Raw genomic sequence first — 15,922 nt, 5'->3', positions numbered from 1 at the left:
CGAGCGGTTCGGCTTCGTCGGCGTCGCCGCCGCGCTGGTCGCCTCCGTCGCCCTGCTGGGGCGCACGCGCGCCGCCGACCCGCGGGCCGATGTGGCCGGCTTCCTGTTCGCCCTGGCCGACCGCCTCGACGCCGAGGCTCTGCGCGGGCATCCGGACCGCGAGCTCGACGGCAACCCGGCGAAACGGCTCGCCACGCGCATGATCGGCCGCCGGATCGTGTTCACCGCCGACACCGTCCCCGGCCTCGCGATCGCCGAGCACGCCGCGACGCAGGCCCTCGCGCTGGGCGGGCAGGTGGCGGCCGTCGTCGGCCTGACCGAGCTGCAGCTGGCGATCCCCGAGCTGGTCGCGGCCCCGGTGCACGGTGCGGTCGCGGCCGAACCCGTCGACCCGCTGTTCCACGACCCCTTCATCGACGCGCCCCCGGCGCAGATCCCCGTCCGCGTGCTCGCCGTGACGGACGTGTCCCGGCAGTTCGACACGGCGACGCGGCTGCGCGCGGTGGGTGATGTGGAGCTGCTGGTGATCGACGAGGCGGGCGAGGGGGCGCCGGGACCGGGCGAGTCCGCCGCAGCCGAGAACCGTACTGTTGGTGTCGATCCGATCGGCGACGGCGGGCGCGCCGCAGGCGTGCGAGCCGAGGCAGCCGAGCTGTTGGGCTTGGTCGTGCGGTGCGATCTGGCCATGGTCTACCGGCGGCTGTCGGGGGAGGCGTGATGCGAGAGATCGAGGGAGTGATCCGGCCCTACGCGTGGGGCTCGCGGACCGCGTTGGCGGCGATGCAGCACCGGCCCGTCCCGTCCCCGCATCCCGAGGCCGAGCTGTGGTTCGGCGCCCACCCCGCGGACCCCGCGCGCCTGCCCGGCAGTGGCACGGATCTGTTGACCGCCATCGCCGCCGACCCCGACGGTGAGCTGGGCCCGCAGTGCGTCGACGAGTTCGGCCCCGCGCTGCCCTACCTGGTCAAGGTGCTCGCCGCCGAGGAGCCGCTGTCACTGCAGGCGCACCCGTCGCGGGAGCAGGCCGCCGAGGGATTCGCCCGCGAGAACGCCGCGGGCATCGATGTGTCCGCGTCCGATCGCAACTACCGCGACCCCAACCACAAGCCCGAGGTGGTGGTGGCGCTCAGCCGGTTCGAGGCGCTGGCCGGCTTCCGGGACCCCAAGGCCACCGTCGAGCTCCTGCGCGCGCTGCAGGTCCCCCAACTCGACACCTACCTGGGGCTGCTCTCCGGGCAGCCCGACTCGATGGGGCTGCGCGCCCTGTTCACCACGTGGATCACCCTGCCGCAGCCCGCGCTCGCGGCGCTGATCCCGGCGGTCCTCGCGGGCTGCCGGCGTTACCTCGACGGCCCGGACGATACCTATCGCGGCGAGGTGGAGCTCGCGCTCGGCCTGGGGGAGCGGTACGCGGGCGACGCGGGAGTGCTCGCGGTGCTGCTGCTCAACCGCCTCGTGCTCGAGCCGGGGGAGGCCCTGTACATGTCCGCCGGCAACCTGCACGCGTACGTGAGCGGTGTGGGTGTGGAGGTGATGGCCAACTCCGACAACGTGCTGCGTGGCGGCCTCACGCCCAAGCACGTCGACGTGCCCGAGCTGTTGCGCGTCGTCGACTTCGAGCCGCGGAGGCCCGAAGGGCTGCAGCCCCAGGTGCGCACCGTGGGCAACGAGCTGGTGTACCTGACGCCGGCGCCCGAGTTCCGGCTGTCCCGGGTGATCCTGGACGGAACCGCGCTGCTGCGGTCCAACGTGATCGAGCTGGATTCCCGTGGGCCGCAGCTGCTGGTGGTGACGTCGGGGGCGGTGACGGTGCGCGACCACTGCGGCACCGTCGTCGTCGAGGCCGGCCGCGGCGTGTGGATGTCCGCCTCCGATCCCGGCGTGGTGGTGACGGCCCACTCGCAGCGTGCCGAGTTCTTCCGGACGCTGGTCGCCAGCCACTGACTTCGGGCGCGTGGGCGATGGATCACGCCCGAAACGTCGGGATCGGCTAGGTTCTACCCGTGAGCGCTGAGGGGTCCAAGAAGGCCATCGTTGCCGCGATGTCGGCCAACGCGGGGATCGCGGTCCTCAAATTCATCGGCTTCCTGGTGACCGGGTCGTCGTCGATGATCGCCGAGGCCGTGCACTCGCTGGCGGACACCGCCAACCAGGGGCTGCTGCTGGTCGGGCAGGCGCAGGCCCGGCGCAACGCCGACGGCCTGCACCCGTTCGGCTACGGCAGGTCACGGTACTTCTATTCGTTCGTGGTCGCGCTGGTGATCTTCACGCTCGGCTCGCTGTTCGCGATCTACGAGGGCATCCACAAGATCATGCACCCGGAGCGCATGGAGGCGCCGATCGTCGCCGTGCTGATCCTGGCCGGCGCGTTGTGCCTCGAGGGCTACTCGTTCGCTACAGCCATCAAGGAGTCACGGTCGCTGAAGGGTGATGCGTCCTGGTGGGGATTCATCCGACGCTCGCGGAACCCGGAGCTGCCGGTGGTGCTGTTGGAGGACTCGGGCGCACTGATCGGCCTGGTCCTGGCGCTGCTGGGGGTGGGCCTCACGTGGGGCCTCGACATGCCCGTGTTCGACGGTGTCGGCACGCTCGCGATCGGCATGCTGCTGGGCGTGATCGCGGCGGTGCTCATCGTGGAGATGCAGTCGCTGCTGATCGGCGAGGGCGCCACCGACGAGGAGACCGCCGCGATCCACGCCGCGCTCGAGTCCGCGCCGATGGTTCAGCGAGTGATCCACTGCAAGACGCAGTATCTGGGGCCGGACGAACTGCTGGTGGCGGCGAAGGTCGCGATCCCCGAGGCTTCGTCGGCTCGGGAGATCGCAGAGGGCATAGACGCAGCCGAGATCGCCCTGCGCGCGGCCGTGCCGGCTGCGCGGGTGGTGTACCTGGAACCCGATCTGGACCGGGCGGCTACGTGAGGGAGGGGCGGGGCGCGGAGTCGGGTCCGGCTCGGGGTGGATCAGTAGCCGGGCAGGTTCTCGTAGAACGAGTCGGGGATGTCGAACGCCTTCATCGATGCCACGGCCTGTGGGGTGGGGAGCGCGGCGGTCAGGACGGCGATCGGCTTGCCGTCGCGCGTGATCAACACGTCGTCTCCGGTCTCGACGATCTTCAGCAGCTCGGCGACCGTCTGATCCGTGGTGTGCTTGTATGTCTTGGTCATATCGCCGACGGTAAGGGTTACCCGCGGGTACGCCAACCGAAGGCGAAATGTTACCGGCGGGTCGGCTTTTGTGGGCGTTCCACCTGCGGCGATGTGGGCACCGGCGAGCCCTGCCGGAGTGCGACACGGCGTTCCACGGAGCGCGCACAGGAGATTCTCAGGTCGCTGGTGGGGGCGCTCGAGGAGGCTCGGGCATCATGCCTTCCGACAGTGATGAAACGCCCGGCGTGTGCCGGACGAATGACGAGGAGACGAACGATGGCCAAGGTCTACAAGCCCAAGCCCAAGCCCGTACCGGCGCCGAAGAAGCGGACCAAGCGGTGGGACGCGAAGAACCGCCGCTGGGTTTTCCAGTGATCGTCGAGTCCGCATAATCGGACAGGAGATCTCCGGGGCGGGGCCGACCGAAGGGTCGGCCCCGCCTTTGTGTCGGGCCGTGTCGGGTCGACGGTCGGCATGCCCGGCGGGTGACCATGGTGAAGAACAGACGAGAGGGAGTTCGTGGGACAGAGAGGCCTGTTGGCGCTGCTGTGGTCGTTCGCGAGGCCACACCGGTGGGTGATCGCCCGCGGCCTGGTGCTGCTGTGCCTCGCGGCGGTGGTCGACGTGGTGTCGGTGCTGGTGATGGCGGACGTCCTCAACGCGGTGCTCGAGGCGCACTCGACCAGTCAGATGGTCGTCTCGGTCGCCAGCTGGGTCGGGGTCACCGCGCTCGGCGCTGTGCTCACGTACTTCGGCACCATCGCGTGCACCCGCGGTAGTGAGGGCGTCGTCCTCGCCCTCCGCGACGCGATGTTCCGCCGCGCGCAGGGCATCCCGCTCGACGAGCTCAAGCGCTGGTCGATCGGCGACCTGGTGGTGCGCCTCACCGAGGACGTCATCGTGCTCGAGACCGCGCTCAGCTCGTCGGTGGTGCAGGCGATCATTGCCGGGCTCACCACCCTGGGGCTCGTCGGTGTCGCGTTCTACATGAGCTGGCAGCTCACGGTGGTCGCGCTGATCGCCGTGCCGATCCTGATGGGTATCTCCCTCGCGTTCCGCGGTGTCCAGGAACGGGTCACCATCTCCGAGCGCACCAGCCACAGCGCCCTTGGTGGCTCACTCAACGAGATCCTCTCGACCCACGAGCACGTCCGGCTACACAACATGGAGGGCGCGGAGTCCGGCCTGATCCACCGCCGCGGCGTCCAGCTGTTCCTGGCCCGCATGCGCGAGGCACGCGTCGAGGCGGCCTTCGGCGGGATCCTCGGCTCCGCGGAGGTGCTGACGATGATCGTGGTCACCGTCGGCGGCGTGATCCTGGTCCGCGAGGGGCACCTGAGCATCGGCTCGCTGATCGCGCTGTCCGGTTACCTCGCCTATCTGTACCCCAAGATCCAGGAGATCAGCGAGACGCGCCTGGCGCTGGTCGGCGCGGCCGTCAGCGCCGACCGCATCCTCGAGGTGGTCGGCGACCTGTCCGACGACGAGTCCGCCGGGCCCCACCCCGGCCGGGTGCGGGCCGCCGACAGCGGGCCGGTGGCCGTCACCGCCGCGGGCGTGCAGCTGCGCCGGTCGGACGCGTTCACGCTGCGCGTCGCCGAGTTCGCGGCGGCCCCGGGCACCGTCACCGTCATCACCGGCCCCAGCGGCTCCGGCAAGTCGACCTTCGGCGCCCTCGTCGCGGGCATGGAGCGACCCGATTCCGGCAGCCTGCTGCTGGCCGGCCGGGACGAATCCGCGATGAGCGGCGGGCAGATCCGCGCCGCCGTGACGCTCGTCCCCCAACGCGCCGTGATCCGCAGCGGCACGATCGGCGAGAACATCGGCTACGGCGCCGCCCCGGACTCCGAGGTCGACGGTGACACGCCGGGCGGGTCCGGCTCGCACGGCGCGGTCTCAGGTGCGGCCGACGAGGTAGTCCGCGCGGCTGCGCGGGTGGCTCGCGCAGACGAGTTCGTCGACCAGCTGCCCGACGGATACGGCACCGAGATCACCCTCGGCGGTCCCGAGCTGTCGGGTGGCCAGCGGCAGCGCATCGCGCTGGCACGCGCCATCGCCCGTGACACGCCCGTCGTGATCTTCGACGAGCCCAGCACGGGCCTCGACAAGGAGAACACCGAGCTCCTTGCACGGTCGCTGCGCGCGCTGGCGGTGCACCGCACGGTGCTCGTGATCACCCACGACCCGATCCTGGTCGCGGCCGCGGACTCGGTCTACCAGGCCGACCGCGGCGTGATCCGACCCGCCGATCGCGAGCACCTCGAGTACGGCTCTTCCGCACCCGAGCCCGACGAGGTGACCGGATCCGACGCGACCGGATTCGCGGGCACCGTCGAACCCGGACCGCAGGTGGCCGCGCCTGCCGAGCACTCCGGCGATGGCCGCCGGTACCGGATCCGGCGACGCTGACGGCCCGTCGGTCGCCCCGTCAACATGTGCACCGTTCCGTCGGCGGCAGGCAGTCGCATCTGTGTGGATTCGCCGTCCTGACGGCGCCCCCGGCGCGAGTCTGCGGCTTTGTACGACGGGCGGACCTCCGGTGTACGAAACCGCAGATCGGCACTCGTGGCCGGACCACGCTGACCGACGGAAGGGTGCACATGTTGGTCGGGCGACGGAACCGTGCACATGTCGATCAGGGGCGGGCAGATAGCCTGGACCCCGTGACTACCACTGAGCTGACCGCCGATACGGCGAACGGAATCGACTTCAAGGTGGCGGACCTGTCCCTCGCGGACTTCGGCCGCAAGCAGATCCAGCTCGCCGAGCACGAGATGCCGGGTCTGATGGCGCTGCGCCGCGAGTACGCGGAGGTGCTGCCGCTCGAGGGGGCTCGCATCTCCGGCTCGCTGCACATGACGGTGCAGACGGCCGTGCTGATCGAGACCCTGGTGTCGCTCGGTGCGCAGGTGCGGTGGGCGTCGTGCAACATCTTCTCCACCCAGGACGAGGCCGCCGCCGCCATCGTCGTCGGACCGCACGGCACCGTCGAGGAGCCGAAGGGCGTCCCCGTGTTCGCCTGGAAGGGCGAATCGCTCGAGGAGTACTGGTGGGCGGCGGAGCAGATGCTCACCTGGCCCGACGCCGCCGATGGGACCCCGCGTCCGGCGAACATGATCCTCGACGACGGTGGCGACGCCACCATGCTGGTCCTGCGCGGAGCGCAGTTCGAGGCCGCGGGCGTGGTGCCGCCGGTCGACCCGGACGCCGACAGCGCCGAGTACCAGGTGTTCCTCGAGCTGCTGCGGCACCGGTACGAGCAGGACAAGACCAAGTGGACCACGATCGCCGACTCGATCAAGGGCGTCACCGAGGAGACCACCACCGGCGTGCTGCGGCTGTACCAGTTCGCCGCCGCGGGTGAGCTGAAGTTCCCGGCGATCAACGTCAACGACTCGGTCACCAAGTCCAAGTTCGACAACAAGTACGGCACCCGGCACAGCCTGGTCGACGGCATCAACCGCGGCACCGACGTGCTGATCGGCGGCAAGAAGGTCTTGATCTGCGGCTACGGCGACGTGGGCAAGGGTTGCGCCGAGTCCCTCGCGGGCCAGGGCGCGCGCGTGCAGGTCACCGAGATCGACCCGATCAACGCGCTGCAGGCCCTGATGGACGGCTTCGACGTCGTCACTGTCGAGGACGCGATCGGCAAGGCCGACATCGTGGTCACCTCCACGGGCAACAAGGACATCATCCTGCTCGAGCACATGAAGGCGATGAAGGACCAGGCGATCCTGGGCAACATCGGCCACTTCGACAACGAGATCGATATGGCCGGGCTGGAGAAGTCCGGGGCGCACCGCACCACCATCAAGCCGCAGGTCGACCTGTGGACGTTCCCGGAGAGCGGCAACTCGATCATCGTCCTGTCCGAGGGTCGTTTGCTCAACCTGGGCAACGCCACCGGCCACCCGTCGTTCGTGATGTCCAACAGCTTCAGCAACCAGGTGATCGCGCAGATCGAGCTGTGGACCAAGCCCGACGAGTACGCATGCGAGGTCTACCGCCTCCCCAAGCACCTGGACGAGAAGGTCGCGAAGATCCACGTCGAGGCGCTCGGCGGCCGGCTGACCAGGCTCACCAAGGACCAGGCGGAGTACATCGGCGTCGATGTCGAGGGCCCGTACAAGCCGGAGCACTACCGGTACTGATCAGCTCCCCTGCGCAAGGCGCCGCCCCCTCTGCACCTGCAGGTGGGGCGGCGCCTTGCGTAGGGCGGCGCGGCCCCCGACGGCGACCGCGCCGTGTCAGTTGTTCGCATCCGACAGGCACAACTTCCAGCGACCCGACTCCTTGCGCAACGCCACCACCTCGGTCACCGTCATCGGCTGGCTGTCGAGGCCGGCCGCGGTCGCCGACGGTGTCGCGGCCTCCGTCGCCGTGGCGGTGCCGTCGGCGCGGTCGACCGTGATGTCCGACACCGTCACCGCCCACGTCCCCGAGGGCCCGACCCGCGCGTCCACGGACGCGGCGAACGTCTGCTCCGTGTACCGCGACTGCAGCGTCGCCACGTCGGCCGTGCAGTGCGTGGCGAGCATCGCCTGGAAGTCGCGATCGTTGTAGGCGTCGTTCTCGGCGGTGATGGTGGATCGGATGGCATCGGTGTCCGTCCCCTGGCGGCCGAGTATCACCGTCACCACGATGGCCGCCGCCACCACGATGATCAGCACCACGATCGCCGTCGTCACGCCGACGATCAGGGGAGTTGAGGGCCCGCTGCTGCGCCCCGCTCCCGGGCCCGACGGTGCCGGGCCCGACGGTGCCGGGCCCGACGGTGCCGGGCCCGACGGTGCCGGGCCGGACGGTGCCGGGCCGGGCCGGGGCACGTCCTTCGCTGCAGGGGTCGTAGGCGCTGTGCGCCAAGGAGTTCCGGCCACGTGCGTCGGGATCTCGTAGCCCATGTACGGCGATCGGGTGCCTGTCACCAGTGCCGTGCCGGGCGGGGGCGGTGGAGCCTGGCCGGGGCGGCTGGGCTCGGGGATGCCGAGTCGGCGATAGGTCTCGGACGACAGCACCGGGTACTCGTAGACGGGGCCGCCGACGTGCTGGTACGCAGTCCCGCCGTTCGGGGCATCCGCGCGCGTCATCCTCCCAGCCTACGACCCCGCGTTCACACCTCCACAGCGTCGGCACCGGTCGAGCCGTCGGCCCCGTCGGCCCCGACGCCACCGTCGGCGACCGTGCCCGCAGTGTCGGCACCCTGGTCCCGGGCTGCAAGGCTCTCCAGGGTCGCCCGCGCCGCCTTGCCCTTCTTCTTGCCCTTCCCGGAGCCGGAGCCGGGGCCGGCCGGCGCGATGCCCTGCTGCCCCAACGCGGACACCAGGGCGTCCAGTTTCTCGTGGATCTCGTCGAGCTCGCGTCGTAGGTAGTCGCGGCTCACCCCGTCGCCCACTGCCAGGCGCACCGACGCCAGCTCCCGCGCCAGGAACTCAGTGTCGGCCTTGGTCTGCGCGGCACGGGTGCGGTCCTCGTCGAGCGAGACCCGGTCGCGGCTCTCCTGCCGGTTCTGCGCCAGCAGGATCAGTGGCGCCGCGTAGGCGGCCTGCGTCGAGAAGGCCAGGTTGAGCAGGATGAACGGGTACGGGTCGAAGCGCAGCGCCACCCATGTGACGTTGAGCGCCACCCAGACGACCACGATCACCGTCTGGATCATCAGATATCGCCCGGTGCCGAGGAAGCGGGCGACGCGCTCGCTGCCCTGGCCGATCAGGTCGTCGCCGAGGTTCAGCGCGATCGTGCGCTTGACCCGGGGCGTGTCGAGTCTCGACGAGCGGGTGTCGGTCATCGCGGCATGTCCTCTTCCTCGCGCCAGTCGTCGGGTAGCAGATGATCGAGCACGTCGTCGACGGTAACCGCGCCCAGCAGGTGCTGCTCGGAGTCGATCACCGGCCCACATACGAGGTTGTACGCCGCGAAGTAGCGGGTCACGGCGCTCAGCGGCTCCTCGGGCCGCAGGTGCGGTAGCTGGTTGTCGAGCACGCCGCCGACCAGTTCGGCGGGCGGCTCGCGCAACAGTCGCTGCAGGTGCACGCAGCCCAGGTAGCGGCCGGTGGGGGTGGCGGTCGGGGGCCGGACCACGAACACCAGGCTGGCGGCGGCCGGGGTGATGTCCGGGTTCCGGGCGCGCGCAAGGCACTCGGCGACGGTGGTCGTCGGATCCACGATGATCGGCTCGGGCGTCATCATGCCGCCCGCGGTGTCGGGGGAGTAGGTCAGCAGGGTGCGGACGGTGCCGGAGTCCTCCGGGTCCATCACGGCCAGCAACTCCTCGCGTTGCCGCACGGGCAGCTCGCCGAGGAGGTCGGCCGCGTCGTCGGGGTCCATCGCCTCGAGCACGTCCGCGGCACGGCGCAGCGGCAGGTAGCCGATCACCTCCGACTGGTCGTCGTCGGGCAGCTCCTGCAGGATGTCGGCGAGCTTCTCGTCGTCGAAAGCAGCCGCGAGCCGTAGGCGCCGCTCGGCAGGCAGCTCCCGCAGCGCATTGGCGATGTCTGCGGCGCGCAGGTCCTCGTACTGCGCCATCACCATCGCCACCTCGTGGTCGGCTCCGGACAGCGCACCCATGGTGAATCCGGTCACCGACGCCGCGTCCACCACCTCGGTGCCGCCGCGTCGACCCAGGCGGCTTCGGCCCGCGCGCAGCCGCACGGCCACCCGGTGCACCACCCAGTCGCGGGTGCGGGTCTGCTCGATCCCCACGTCGACGACGGTGGCCTCGACGCCCTGCGTCCCGGCGGAGGGGCCGGCACCGTCGGGCGCCGGGACGTCGGGGTCCCGGACGTGGACGCGGGTGCCCACGATCTGGCCCAGCACGAGCGCCTCGCCGGCCCGCATGTGTAGGCGGCGCAGGCTCACGGAGCCCGTGTTCAGGGTGATGGCGCCGGGCTCGATCCCCGTCACGCGCAGCATCGGGACGAAGATCCGACGCCGGTTCGCGAGTTCCACGACCAGTCCCAATACCCGCGGGGGGCGTGGGCTGTCGCGCACCACGACGACCGCGTCGCGGACCCGCCCGACCGACTCGCCGTCAGGGCCGTACACCTGGAGTCCCGCGAGTCGCGCGACGAATACTTTGGAGGCTGCTGCCATGGCGCACAGGGTAGATTCTCAAGGGACACCCAAGAACAGGAGGCCCGAGACATGACGAGCCCCATCCCCGGTGGACGGCCCGGTAAACAGCCCGGCCGTGGCCTACCCGAGCCTCCGAAGGGCTGGCCGATCGGTTCCTATTCGACGTACGCGCAGGCTCAACGGGCCGTCGATTACCTGTCTGACGAGCAGTTCCCCGTCCAGGATGTCACGATCGTGGGCGTCGACCTGATGCAGGTCGAGAAGGTCACCGGGCGGCTCACGTGGGGACGCGTCATCGGTGCGGGCATGGTGTCCGGCGCGTGGCTGGGCGTCTTCCTCGGCCTGCTGGTGGGCTTCTTCACCGGTCACGCCATCGGATCGCTGCTCGCGGGCCTGATTGGCGGAATTGTGTTCGGCGTGATCACAACTGCCATCCCGTACGCGGCCACCCGTGGCACGCGCGACTTCTCATCGACGATGCAGCTGGTAGCGGGCCGATACGACGTGTTGTGCGAACCCAAGACCGCCGAGCGGGCGCGGGACATGCTCGCCAAGTTGAACATCACCTGATTCGCAGAACCGCACATATCTCTCCGCCGGGCGCTAGGTTCATTGTGCTTACTAATACATGAACCTACCGGCGGAGGGCCATGCATCTCGGAAGGTTCCTCCACGGCAGGGCGGGGCAGCTGCTGTTCCTGACGTACCAGCACCTGTCGCTCGTGGTGCAGTGCGTCGTCCTCGGCGTGGTGATCGCGCTGGCGGTCGCGGTGGCGGTGTACCGCAGCCGGGCGGCCGCTGCACTGACCACCGCGCTCGCGGGCGTCGGGCTCACGATCCCGTCGCTCGCGCTCCTGGCCCTGCTCATCATCCCGCTCGGGCTCGGCGTGGCACCGTCCGTGTCGATGCTCGCGTTCTACGCCGCGCTGCCCGTCCTCACCTCCGCGATCGTCGGCCTGCGCTCGGTCCCTGTGACGGTGACCGAGGCCGCCCGCGGTATCGGGATGCCGCGCTGGCGGGTGCTGGTGTCGGTCGAGCTGCCGTTCGCCTGGCCGGTGATCCTCACGGGTGTGCGGGTGAGCACCCAGATGGTGGTCGGCGTGGCGGCGGTGGTCGCATACGTCCTCGGGCCTGGGCTCGGCTCCCTGATCTTCTCCGGCCTGTCGCGCCTCGGCGGTGCGGGCGCTCTGGAATCCGCGTTCACCGGCACCGTGCTGATCGTGATCATCGCGCTCGTCCTCGACGCGCTGCTCGTGCTACTCGGCCGGCTGACCATCTCGAGGGGGCTCGCATGACCGAACACTCAGCCCAGACCACAGGCGTCGCGATCGAACTCGACGGGGTGTCGAAGAGTTATCCCGGACAGGCTCGACCGGCCGTGGAGCAGCTCGACCTGACCCTGGAGGCCGGGCACATCGTCGCCTTCGTCGGGCCGTCCGGGTGCGGCAAGACCACGACCCTCAAGATGATCAACCGGCTCATCGAGCCCACGTCCGGCCGGATCCTGATCGGCGGCCGCAACGCGCTGGAGGCCGACTCGGACGAGTTGCGGCGCAGCATCGGCTACGTCATCCAGTCCGGCGGGCTGTTCCCGCACTGGACCACCGCGCGCAACGTCGGTGCGGTGCCGCGGATGCTCGGCTGGGACAAGAAGCGGATCGCCGCGCGCACCGACGAGTTGCTCGACCTGGTGGGACTCGACCCGGGTGAGTTCCGCGGTCGGTTCCCCAAGGACATGTCGGGCGGGCAGCAGCAGCGGGTCGGCGTCGCGCGGGCGCTCGCCGCAGACCCGCCGGTGCTGCTGATGGACGAGCCGTTCGGCGCGGTCGACCCCATCACGCGCGTGCGGCTGCAGGACAGCCTGCTCGCGATCCAGGGTGAACTGGGCAAGACCATCGTGATCGTCACGCACGACATCGAGGAGGCGATCAAGCTCGGCGATCGCGTCCTGATCCTCTCCGAGGGCGGGCACGTCGAGCAGTACGCGACCCCGGACGCGATCCTCACGGCCCCGGCCACGCCGTTCGTCGAGGAGTTCGTCGGGTCCGGAGCGACCCTCCGGCATCTGTCACTGTCGACGGTGGCCGAGCTGGACCTCGAGCCGGTGGTCGAGGCGCGTCCGGGCGAGCCGTCCGGCGAGGTCGTGACCCGCGCGAAGGTCGCGGGCCGCAGCTGGATCGTGGTGCTCGACGGTGCCGGTCGACCACAGGCGTGGCCGACGCTCGACGAGGTCGCGTCGGGCCCGACGGTGACCGACTTCGTCGATCGGCGGCTGCCCATCGTCGACACCACGGCCACGCTCGCCGACGCCGTCGACATCATGCTGGCCGCGACCCAGGGCGGCACGCTCGTGCTCGACAGGGGGCGCCTGGTCGGCTCGGTGACCATCGAGGCGGTCATGGCACGGGTCCGGCAGGTGCAGGCCACAGCGCGTCCCGAGGACGCGGCCGATACCTACCTGGCGGCGCAGCGGCGGACGGAGGAAGGCGCGTGAGGGTGCGGTGGCGGGTGCCGATCGACCTGTGGGTGGAACCGGTGCTGGTCCTCGTCGTGGGAATCGGCTTCGTCGTCTGGCACGGCGTCACCCACTTCTCCGCCACCGAGGCGGTGCAGCTGCAGTGGGGTGTCCTGGGGTCGTCGATCGGCGAACACATCGAGATCACCATCGTCGCCACCGTGATCGTGCTGGTCATCGCGGTGCCCCTCGGGGTGTTGGTCACGCGGCCGGTGTTCTCCCGGGTCGCACCGATCGTGGTGAACCTGGCCAACATCGGGCAGGCCGCGCCGGCGCTCGGCATGGTCGTCCTGTTCGCGATGTGGCTCGGCACGGGCTTCCGCACCGCCGTGGCGGCGCTGGTCGTGTACGCGATCCTGCCGATCCTGCAGAACACGGTGACCGGCCTGCGGCGCGTGGACTCGAAGACCGTCGAGGCGGCGCGCGGCATCGGCTTCTCGGGCCTGCGCACGCTGCTGCAGGTCGAGTTGCCCCTCGCCCTGCCGGTGATCCTCAACGGTGTCCGCACCGCGCTGGTGATCCTGGTCGGCACGGCCACGCTCGGCACCTTCATCGGCGCCGGTGGGCTCGGCGTGCTGATCACCACCGGCATCACGTTGTTCCTGCCGTCGCTCCTGGCCTCCGGCGCCGTCCTCGTCGCGCTGCTCGCGGTGACCATCGACTGGATCGCGCGACTCGCGGAGTACCTGCTCACGCCCCGCGGCCTGCGCGGCGCCGGAGCGATCGGGTGACCGCGCGCTGGCGGGCCGGCGTCGCGACCCTCGCCGCCACCGTGATGCTGACGGTGACGGGCGGCTGCGGGCTGCACAGCTCGTCCGGGGCGTTCGTATCGGGACAGTCGGTCGACGGGAGGCACCCGCTCGCGGGCGCCTCGATCGTGGTCACATCGAAGTCGTTCACCGAGGGCGTGATCCTGGGGAAGATGACGGTGACCCTGCTCGCCGCCGAGGGGGCGAAGGTCACGGACATGACCAATGCGCCGGGCTCGATGTCGGCGCGGCAAGCGCAGACCTCGGGACACGCCGACATCCAATGGGAGTACACCGGGACCGGCTGGGTCAGCTATCTCGGTCAGTCGTCGGTGATCTCGGACCCGCATGAGCTGTGGCAGCAGGTACACGACCGTGAGCTGCGCAACGGGCTCACCTGGCTGCCGCCCGCGAACTTCAACGACACCTATGCCTTCGCGATGAACGACGCGCAGTACAAGCGCACCGGGATCCGCACGATGTCCGACATCCGCAAGCTGCCGCCCGCGCAGCGGACATTCTGTGTCGACGCCGAATTCGCTTCCCGGCCAGACGGTCTCGGTCCGATGCTGGTGAAGTACTCGATGCCGCTGGGTGCGCCCGGCGGTGTTCCGCGTACCGCGATCACGACGATGGACCAGGGCATCGTGTACACCGCGACCGCGAAGGGCACCTGTCTGTTCGGTGAGGTGTACACCACGGACGGCCGGATCAAGAATTTGAATCTACATGTGCTGCAAGATGACCGACACTACTTCCTGCCTTACTCCGGCACCCCGGTCATCCGTACCGTCGTGCTGCAGCGCTACCCGCAGATCGGCCCGATCGTCGACGAGATCTCCAAACGGCTCAGCGATTCGGTGATGCAGGAGCTCAACGGCCGCGTCGACATCGACGGGGAGGACCCCGCCACCGTCGCCGCCGACTGGCTGCGGTCCCAGCACCTGATCCGCTGACCCGGCCACACCGCGACGTCGTTCCCGCTGCCGAAAGGTGCTCCCGCAGCCGAATAGACTGTAGCGGCAGCACGTTTCGGGCGCGTGAACCGTAGACCTACGGCACCGGTCTGTGGTTGCGCCGGGCGCCGTCGCAGAATCCACTGTCAGCGGGCTACCTGCCTGTGGCTGTTCTGCAGGTTGACGGGCAACCCGCTGGCACGAGGGTTCACAGCGCCTGCGCGCGGCTACTTTCTGTGACAGATCTGAAGCCCCCAGGCGGTTGGAGCCCTGTCATGAGTCACGCGCCGAATCCCAGAACTCTCGGTCTCGCCCTCGCGGCGATCGGCGCAGGGGCCGCGCTGACGTTCGGCGCCGTCGCTCCGGACGCCACCGCCGCGCCTCTCACGGTCAGGCTCTCCGCCGTCTCAACGGGTGGCCTCGCGCTGCTCCCGGTCGATGACACCACCACCGACACCGGGGGCGCCGACACCGGGAGCACGGACACCGGGAGCACGGATGCCGGGAGCGCCGACACTGGGGGCGCCGACACCGGCAGCACGGACACCGGAGGCGCCGACACCGGGAGCACGGACACCGGGAGCACGGGGCCGACAGCACCATCCGCGGATACCGGGGGTGGTGCTGTCGCGCCCGCGGCGAGCGCCCCTGCCCCGGCCGCCCCGGCGCCGACCGATCCCTGCGCCGGCGACCCAGAACTCTGCTCGGGGGTGCCGACGGGGCCCACCGGCGGAGGCTCTGCCCCTGCCCCTGCCCCTGCCCTTGCCCCGACGCCGGGGCACACGCCCACGCCCACACCGGGTCCCGGCACCGCGCTCACGCCCACTCCTGGCGTGGGTCACATGCCGACGCCCACCCCCGGCACTGGGCATATGCCCGTGCCTGTCCCCGGGCCGCGCCACACATCGGCGCCGACCCCCGGCCCTGGCGGCCACCTCGGCACACCAGGCCACACATCCGCGCCGAGCCCTGGAGGCCGCCCCGGCACATCGAGTCATCCCGGCCATCCCGGCCATCCCGGCGGCCCGAGTCGTCCCGGCCATCCTGGCGGCCCGAGTCGTCCCGGCCATCCCGGTCACCCCGGCCATCCTGGCAGGCCCGGACAGCACCACCACCAGCCACCGTCGACTTCTGCGGTGCCGCCCATGCTCGGTGCGTCCTGCATTCCGGGAGCGCCGAATCCGGCCGACCTGTCGTGCACGAACGGCGTCTGGCACCGGATCCGCGTCCGCGCGGTGCTCGGCGGGCACTGCTATGTGGTCGGTGCCGTCGCGACCACGACGGGGATCCCGGGTGTCGGGGCGACGCTCACCTGCCGGCCCTCCCGGTTCGGCCGGCTCACGTGGCAGTACTGACCGCCTGAGCCCACCGTCCGACCCACCGTCGACCCGCCGGCGGACCCGCCGGCGGACCCGGGGTGAACCACCGGTGACCTCCGACCCCACGTGAGCGCGCACCCGGTGTCGGGCAGAATGGGACGAGT

Annotated in this window: 13 protein-coding genes and 2 pseudogenes; 11 read left to right on the top strand and 4 right to left on the bottom strand. The window is 70.5% G+C overall.

Annotated elements, in window-relative coordinates; genetic code table 11:
- The 3 genes and pseudogenes from ABD908_RS17920 to ABD908_RS17910 all read left to right on the top strand — a co-directional run.
- Positions 1-718, top strand: a pseudogene (locus ABD908_RS17920) (hypothetical protein); the annotation flags it as partial.
- Entirely contained in the window at positions 718-1,944 is a 1,227-nt protein-coding gene (manA, locus tag ABD908_RS17915; RefSeq protein WP_344998430.1) for a mannose-6-phosphate isomerase, class I, read from the top strand. The pseudogene ABD908_RS17920 and the gene manA, both read left to right, overlap by 1 nt.
- A gap of 59 nt (positions 1,945-2,003) precedes the next feature.
- Positions 2,004-2,921: a cation diffusion facilitator family transporter gene (locus ABD908_RS17910; protein ID WP_344998428.1), complete on the top strand. Its 918-nt coding sequence runs from the start codon at positions 2,004-2,006 to the stop codon at positions 2,919-2,921.
- A gap of 41 nt (positions 2,922-2,962) precedes the next feature.
- Here the strand turns inward: ABD908_RS17910 and ABD908_RS17905 are convergent, their stop codons facing one another.
- Positions 2,963-3,166 (bottom strand): type II toxin-antitoxin system Phd/YefM family antitoxin, encoded by a 204-nt coding sequence (locus tag ABD908_RS17905; RefSeq protein WP_344998426.1) that lies wholly within the window; start codon positions 3,164-3,166, stop codon positions 2,963-2,965.
- Positions 3,167-3,667: 501 nt separating this feature from the next.
- Here ABD908_RS17905 and ABD908_RS17900 point away from each other — a divergent pair.
- Together ABD908_RS17900 and ahcY are read left to right on the top strand one after the other, a co-directional pair.
- Positions 3,668-5,557, top strand: coding sequence for an ABC transporter ATP-binding protein (locus ABD908_RS17900; RefSeq protein WP_344998424.1), 1,890 nt, complete (start codon positions 3,668-3,670; stop codon positions 5,555-5,557).
- Between the two features lie 254 nt (positions 5,558-5,811).
- Entirely contained in the window at positions 5,812-7,299 is a 1,488-nt protein-coding gene (ahcY, locus tag ABD908_RS17895) for an adenosylhomocysteinase (RefSeq protein WP_344998422.1), read from the top strand.
- 96 nt (positions 7,300-7,395) lie between these two features.
- Here ahcY and ABD908_RS17890 read toward each other — a convergent pair whose 3' ends face one another.
- The 3 genes and pseudogenes from ABD908_RS17890 to ABD908_RS17880 all read right to left on the bottom strand — a co-directional run bounded on the left by ABD908_RS17890 (position 7,396) and on the right by ABD908_RS17880 (position 10,237).
- Positions 7,396-8,235, bottom strand: a complete 840-nt coding sequence (locus ABD908_RS17890; protein ID WP_344998420.1) for an Rv0361 family membrane protein — start codon at positions 8,233-8,235, stop codon at positions 7,396-7,398.
- 206 nt (positions 8,236-8,441) lie between these two features.
- Positions 8,442-8,933: pseudogene (locus tag ABD908_RS17885) on the bottom strand (DUF1003 domain-containing protein); the annotation flags it as partial.
- On the bottom strand, positions 8,930-10,237 hold the full coding sequence (locus ABD908_RS17880) for a magnesium transporter MgtE N-terminal domain-containing protein (RefSeq protein ID WP_344998418.1): 1,308 nt from the start codon (positions 10,235-10,237) through the stop codon (positions 8,930-8,932). The gene ABD908_RS17880 and the pseudogene ABD908_RS17885, both read right to left, overlap by 4 nt.
- A gap of 51 nt (positions 10,238-10,288) precedes the next feature.
- Between ABD908_RS17880 and ABD908_RS17875 the strand changes: the two genes are divergently transcribed.
- The 6 genes from ABD908_RS17875 to ABD908_RS17850 all read left to right on the top strand — a co-directional run bounded on the left by ABD908_RS17875 (position 10,289) and on the right by ABD908_RS17850 (position 15,794).
- A complete protein-coding gene (locus ABD908_RS17875; protein ID WP_344998416.1) occupies positions 10,289-10,789 on the top strand; it encodes a general stress protein in 501 nt (166 codons plus the stop codon).
- A gap of 80 nt (positions 10,790-10,869) precedes the next feature.
- Positions 10,870-11,514 carry an ABC transporter permease gene (locus ABD908_RS17870; protein ID WP_344998414.1) on the top strand — a complete coding sequence of 215 codons (645 nt, stop codon included), beginning with the start codon at positions 10,870-10,872 and terminating at the stop codon, positions 11,512-11,514.
- Positions 11,511-12,713 (top strand): ATP-binding cassette domain-containing protein, encoded by a 1,203-nt coding sequence (locus ABD908_RS17865; protein WP_344998412.1) that lies wholly within the window; start codon positions 11,511-11,513, stop codon positions 12,711-12,713. The genes ABD908_RS17870 and ABD908_RS17865 overlap by 4 nt, the downstream gene beginning before the upstream one ends.
- Positions 12,710-13,465, top strand: a complete 756-nt coding sequence (locus ABD908_RS17860) for an ABC transporter permease (protein ID WP_344998410.1) — start codon at positions 12,710-12,712, stop codon at positions 13,463-13,465. The genes ABD908_RS17865 and ABD908_RS17860 overlap by 4 nt, the downstream gene beginning before the upstream one ends.
- Positions 13,466-13,509: 44 nt before the next feature.
- Positions 13,510-14,439: a glycine betaine ABC transporter substrate-binding protein gene (locus ABD908_RS17855; RefSeq protein ID WP_344998432.1), complete on the top strand. Its 930-nt coding sequence runs from the start codon at positions 13,510-13,512 to the stop codon at positions 14,437-14,439.
- Between the two features lie 1,145 nt (positions 14,440-15,584).
- Complete coding sequence (locus tag ABD908_RS17850; protein ID WP_344998408.1) at positions 15,585-15,794, top strand: hypothetical protein; 210 nt, start codon at positions 15,585-15,587, stop codon at positions 15,792-15,794.
- Positions 15,795-15,922 lie beyond the last annotated feature (128 nt).

The sequence above is a fragment of the Tsukamurella soli genome, from assembly GCF_039541155.1.
Classification (GTDB): Bacteria; Actinomycetota; Actinomycetes; order Mycobacteriales; family Mycobacteriaceae; genus Tsukamurella; species Tsukamurella soli.
Note: the sequence above shows the minus strand (reverse complement) of the source record. Positions and strands in the feature narration are given on the sequence as shown.

What these genes read in the sequence shown, in the direction of transcription:
- ABD908_RS17850 (WP_344998408.1), top strand. Translation starts at nt 15,585, where the DNA reads ATGCTCGGTGCGTCCTGCATTCCGGGAGCGCCGAATCCGGCCGACCTG.
- manA (WP_344998430.1), top strand. Translation starts at nt 718, where the DNA reads ATGCGAGAGATCGAGGGAGTGATCCGGCCCTACGCGTGGGGCTCGCGG.
- ABD908_RS17880 (WP_344998418.1), bottom strand. Translation starts at nt 10,237, where the DNA reads ATGGCAGCAGCCTCCAAAGTATTCGTCGCGCGACTCGCGGGACTCCAG.
- ABD908_RS17865 (WP_344998412.1), top strand. Translation starts at nt 11,511, where the DNA reads ATGACCGAACACTCAGCCCAGACCACAGGCGTCGCGATCGAACTCGAC.
- ABD908_RS17855 (WP_344998432.1), top strand. Translation starts at nt 13,510, where the DNA reads ATGCTGACGGTGACGGGCGGCTGCGGGCTGCACAGCTCGTCCGGGGCG.
- ABD908_RS17905 (WP_344998426.1), bottom strand. Translation starts at nt 3,166, where the DNA reads ATGACCAAGACATACAAGCACACCACGGATCAGACGGTCGCCGAGCTG.
- ABD908_RS17890 (WP_344998420.1), bottom strand. Translation starts at nt 8,235, where the DNA reads ATGACGCGCGCGGATGCCCCGAACGGCGGGACTGCGTACCAGCACGTC.
- ABD908_RS17870 (WP_344998414.1), top strand. Translation starts at nt 10,870, where the DNA reads ATGCATCTCGGAAGGTTCCTCCACGGCAGGGCGGGGCAGCTGCTGTTC.
- ABD908_RS17875 (WP_344998416.1), top strand. Translation starts at nt 10,289, where the DNA reads ATGACGAGCCCCATCCCCGGTGGACGGCCCGGTAAACAGCCCGGCCGT.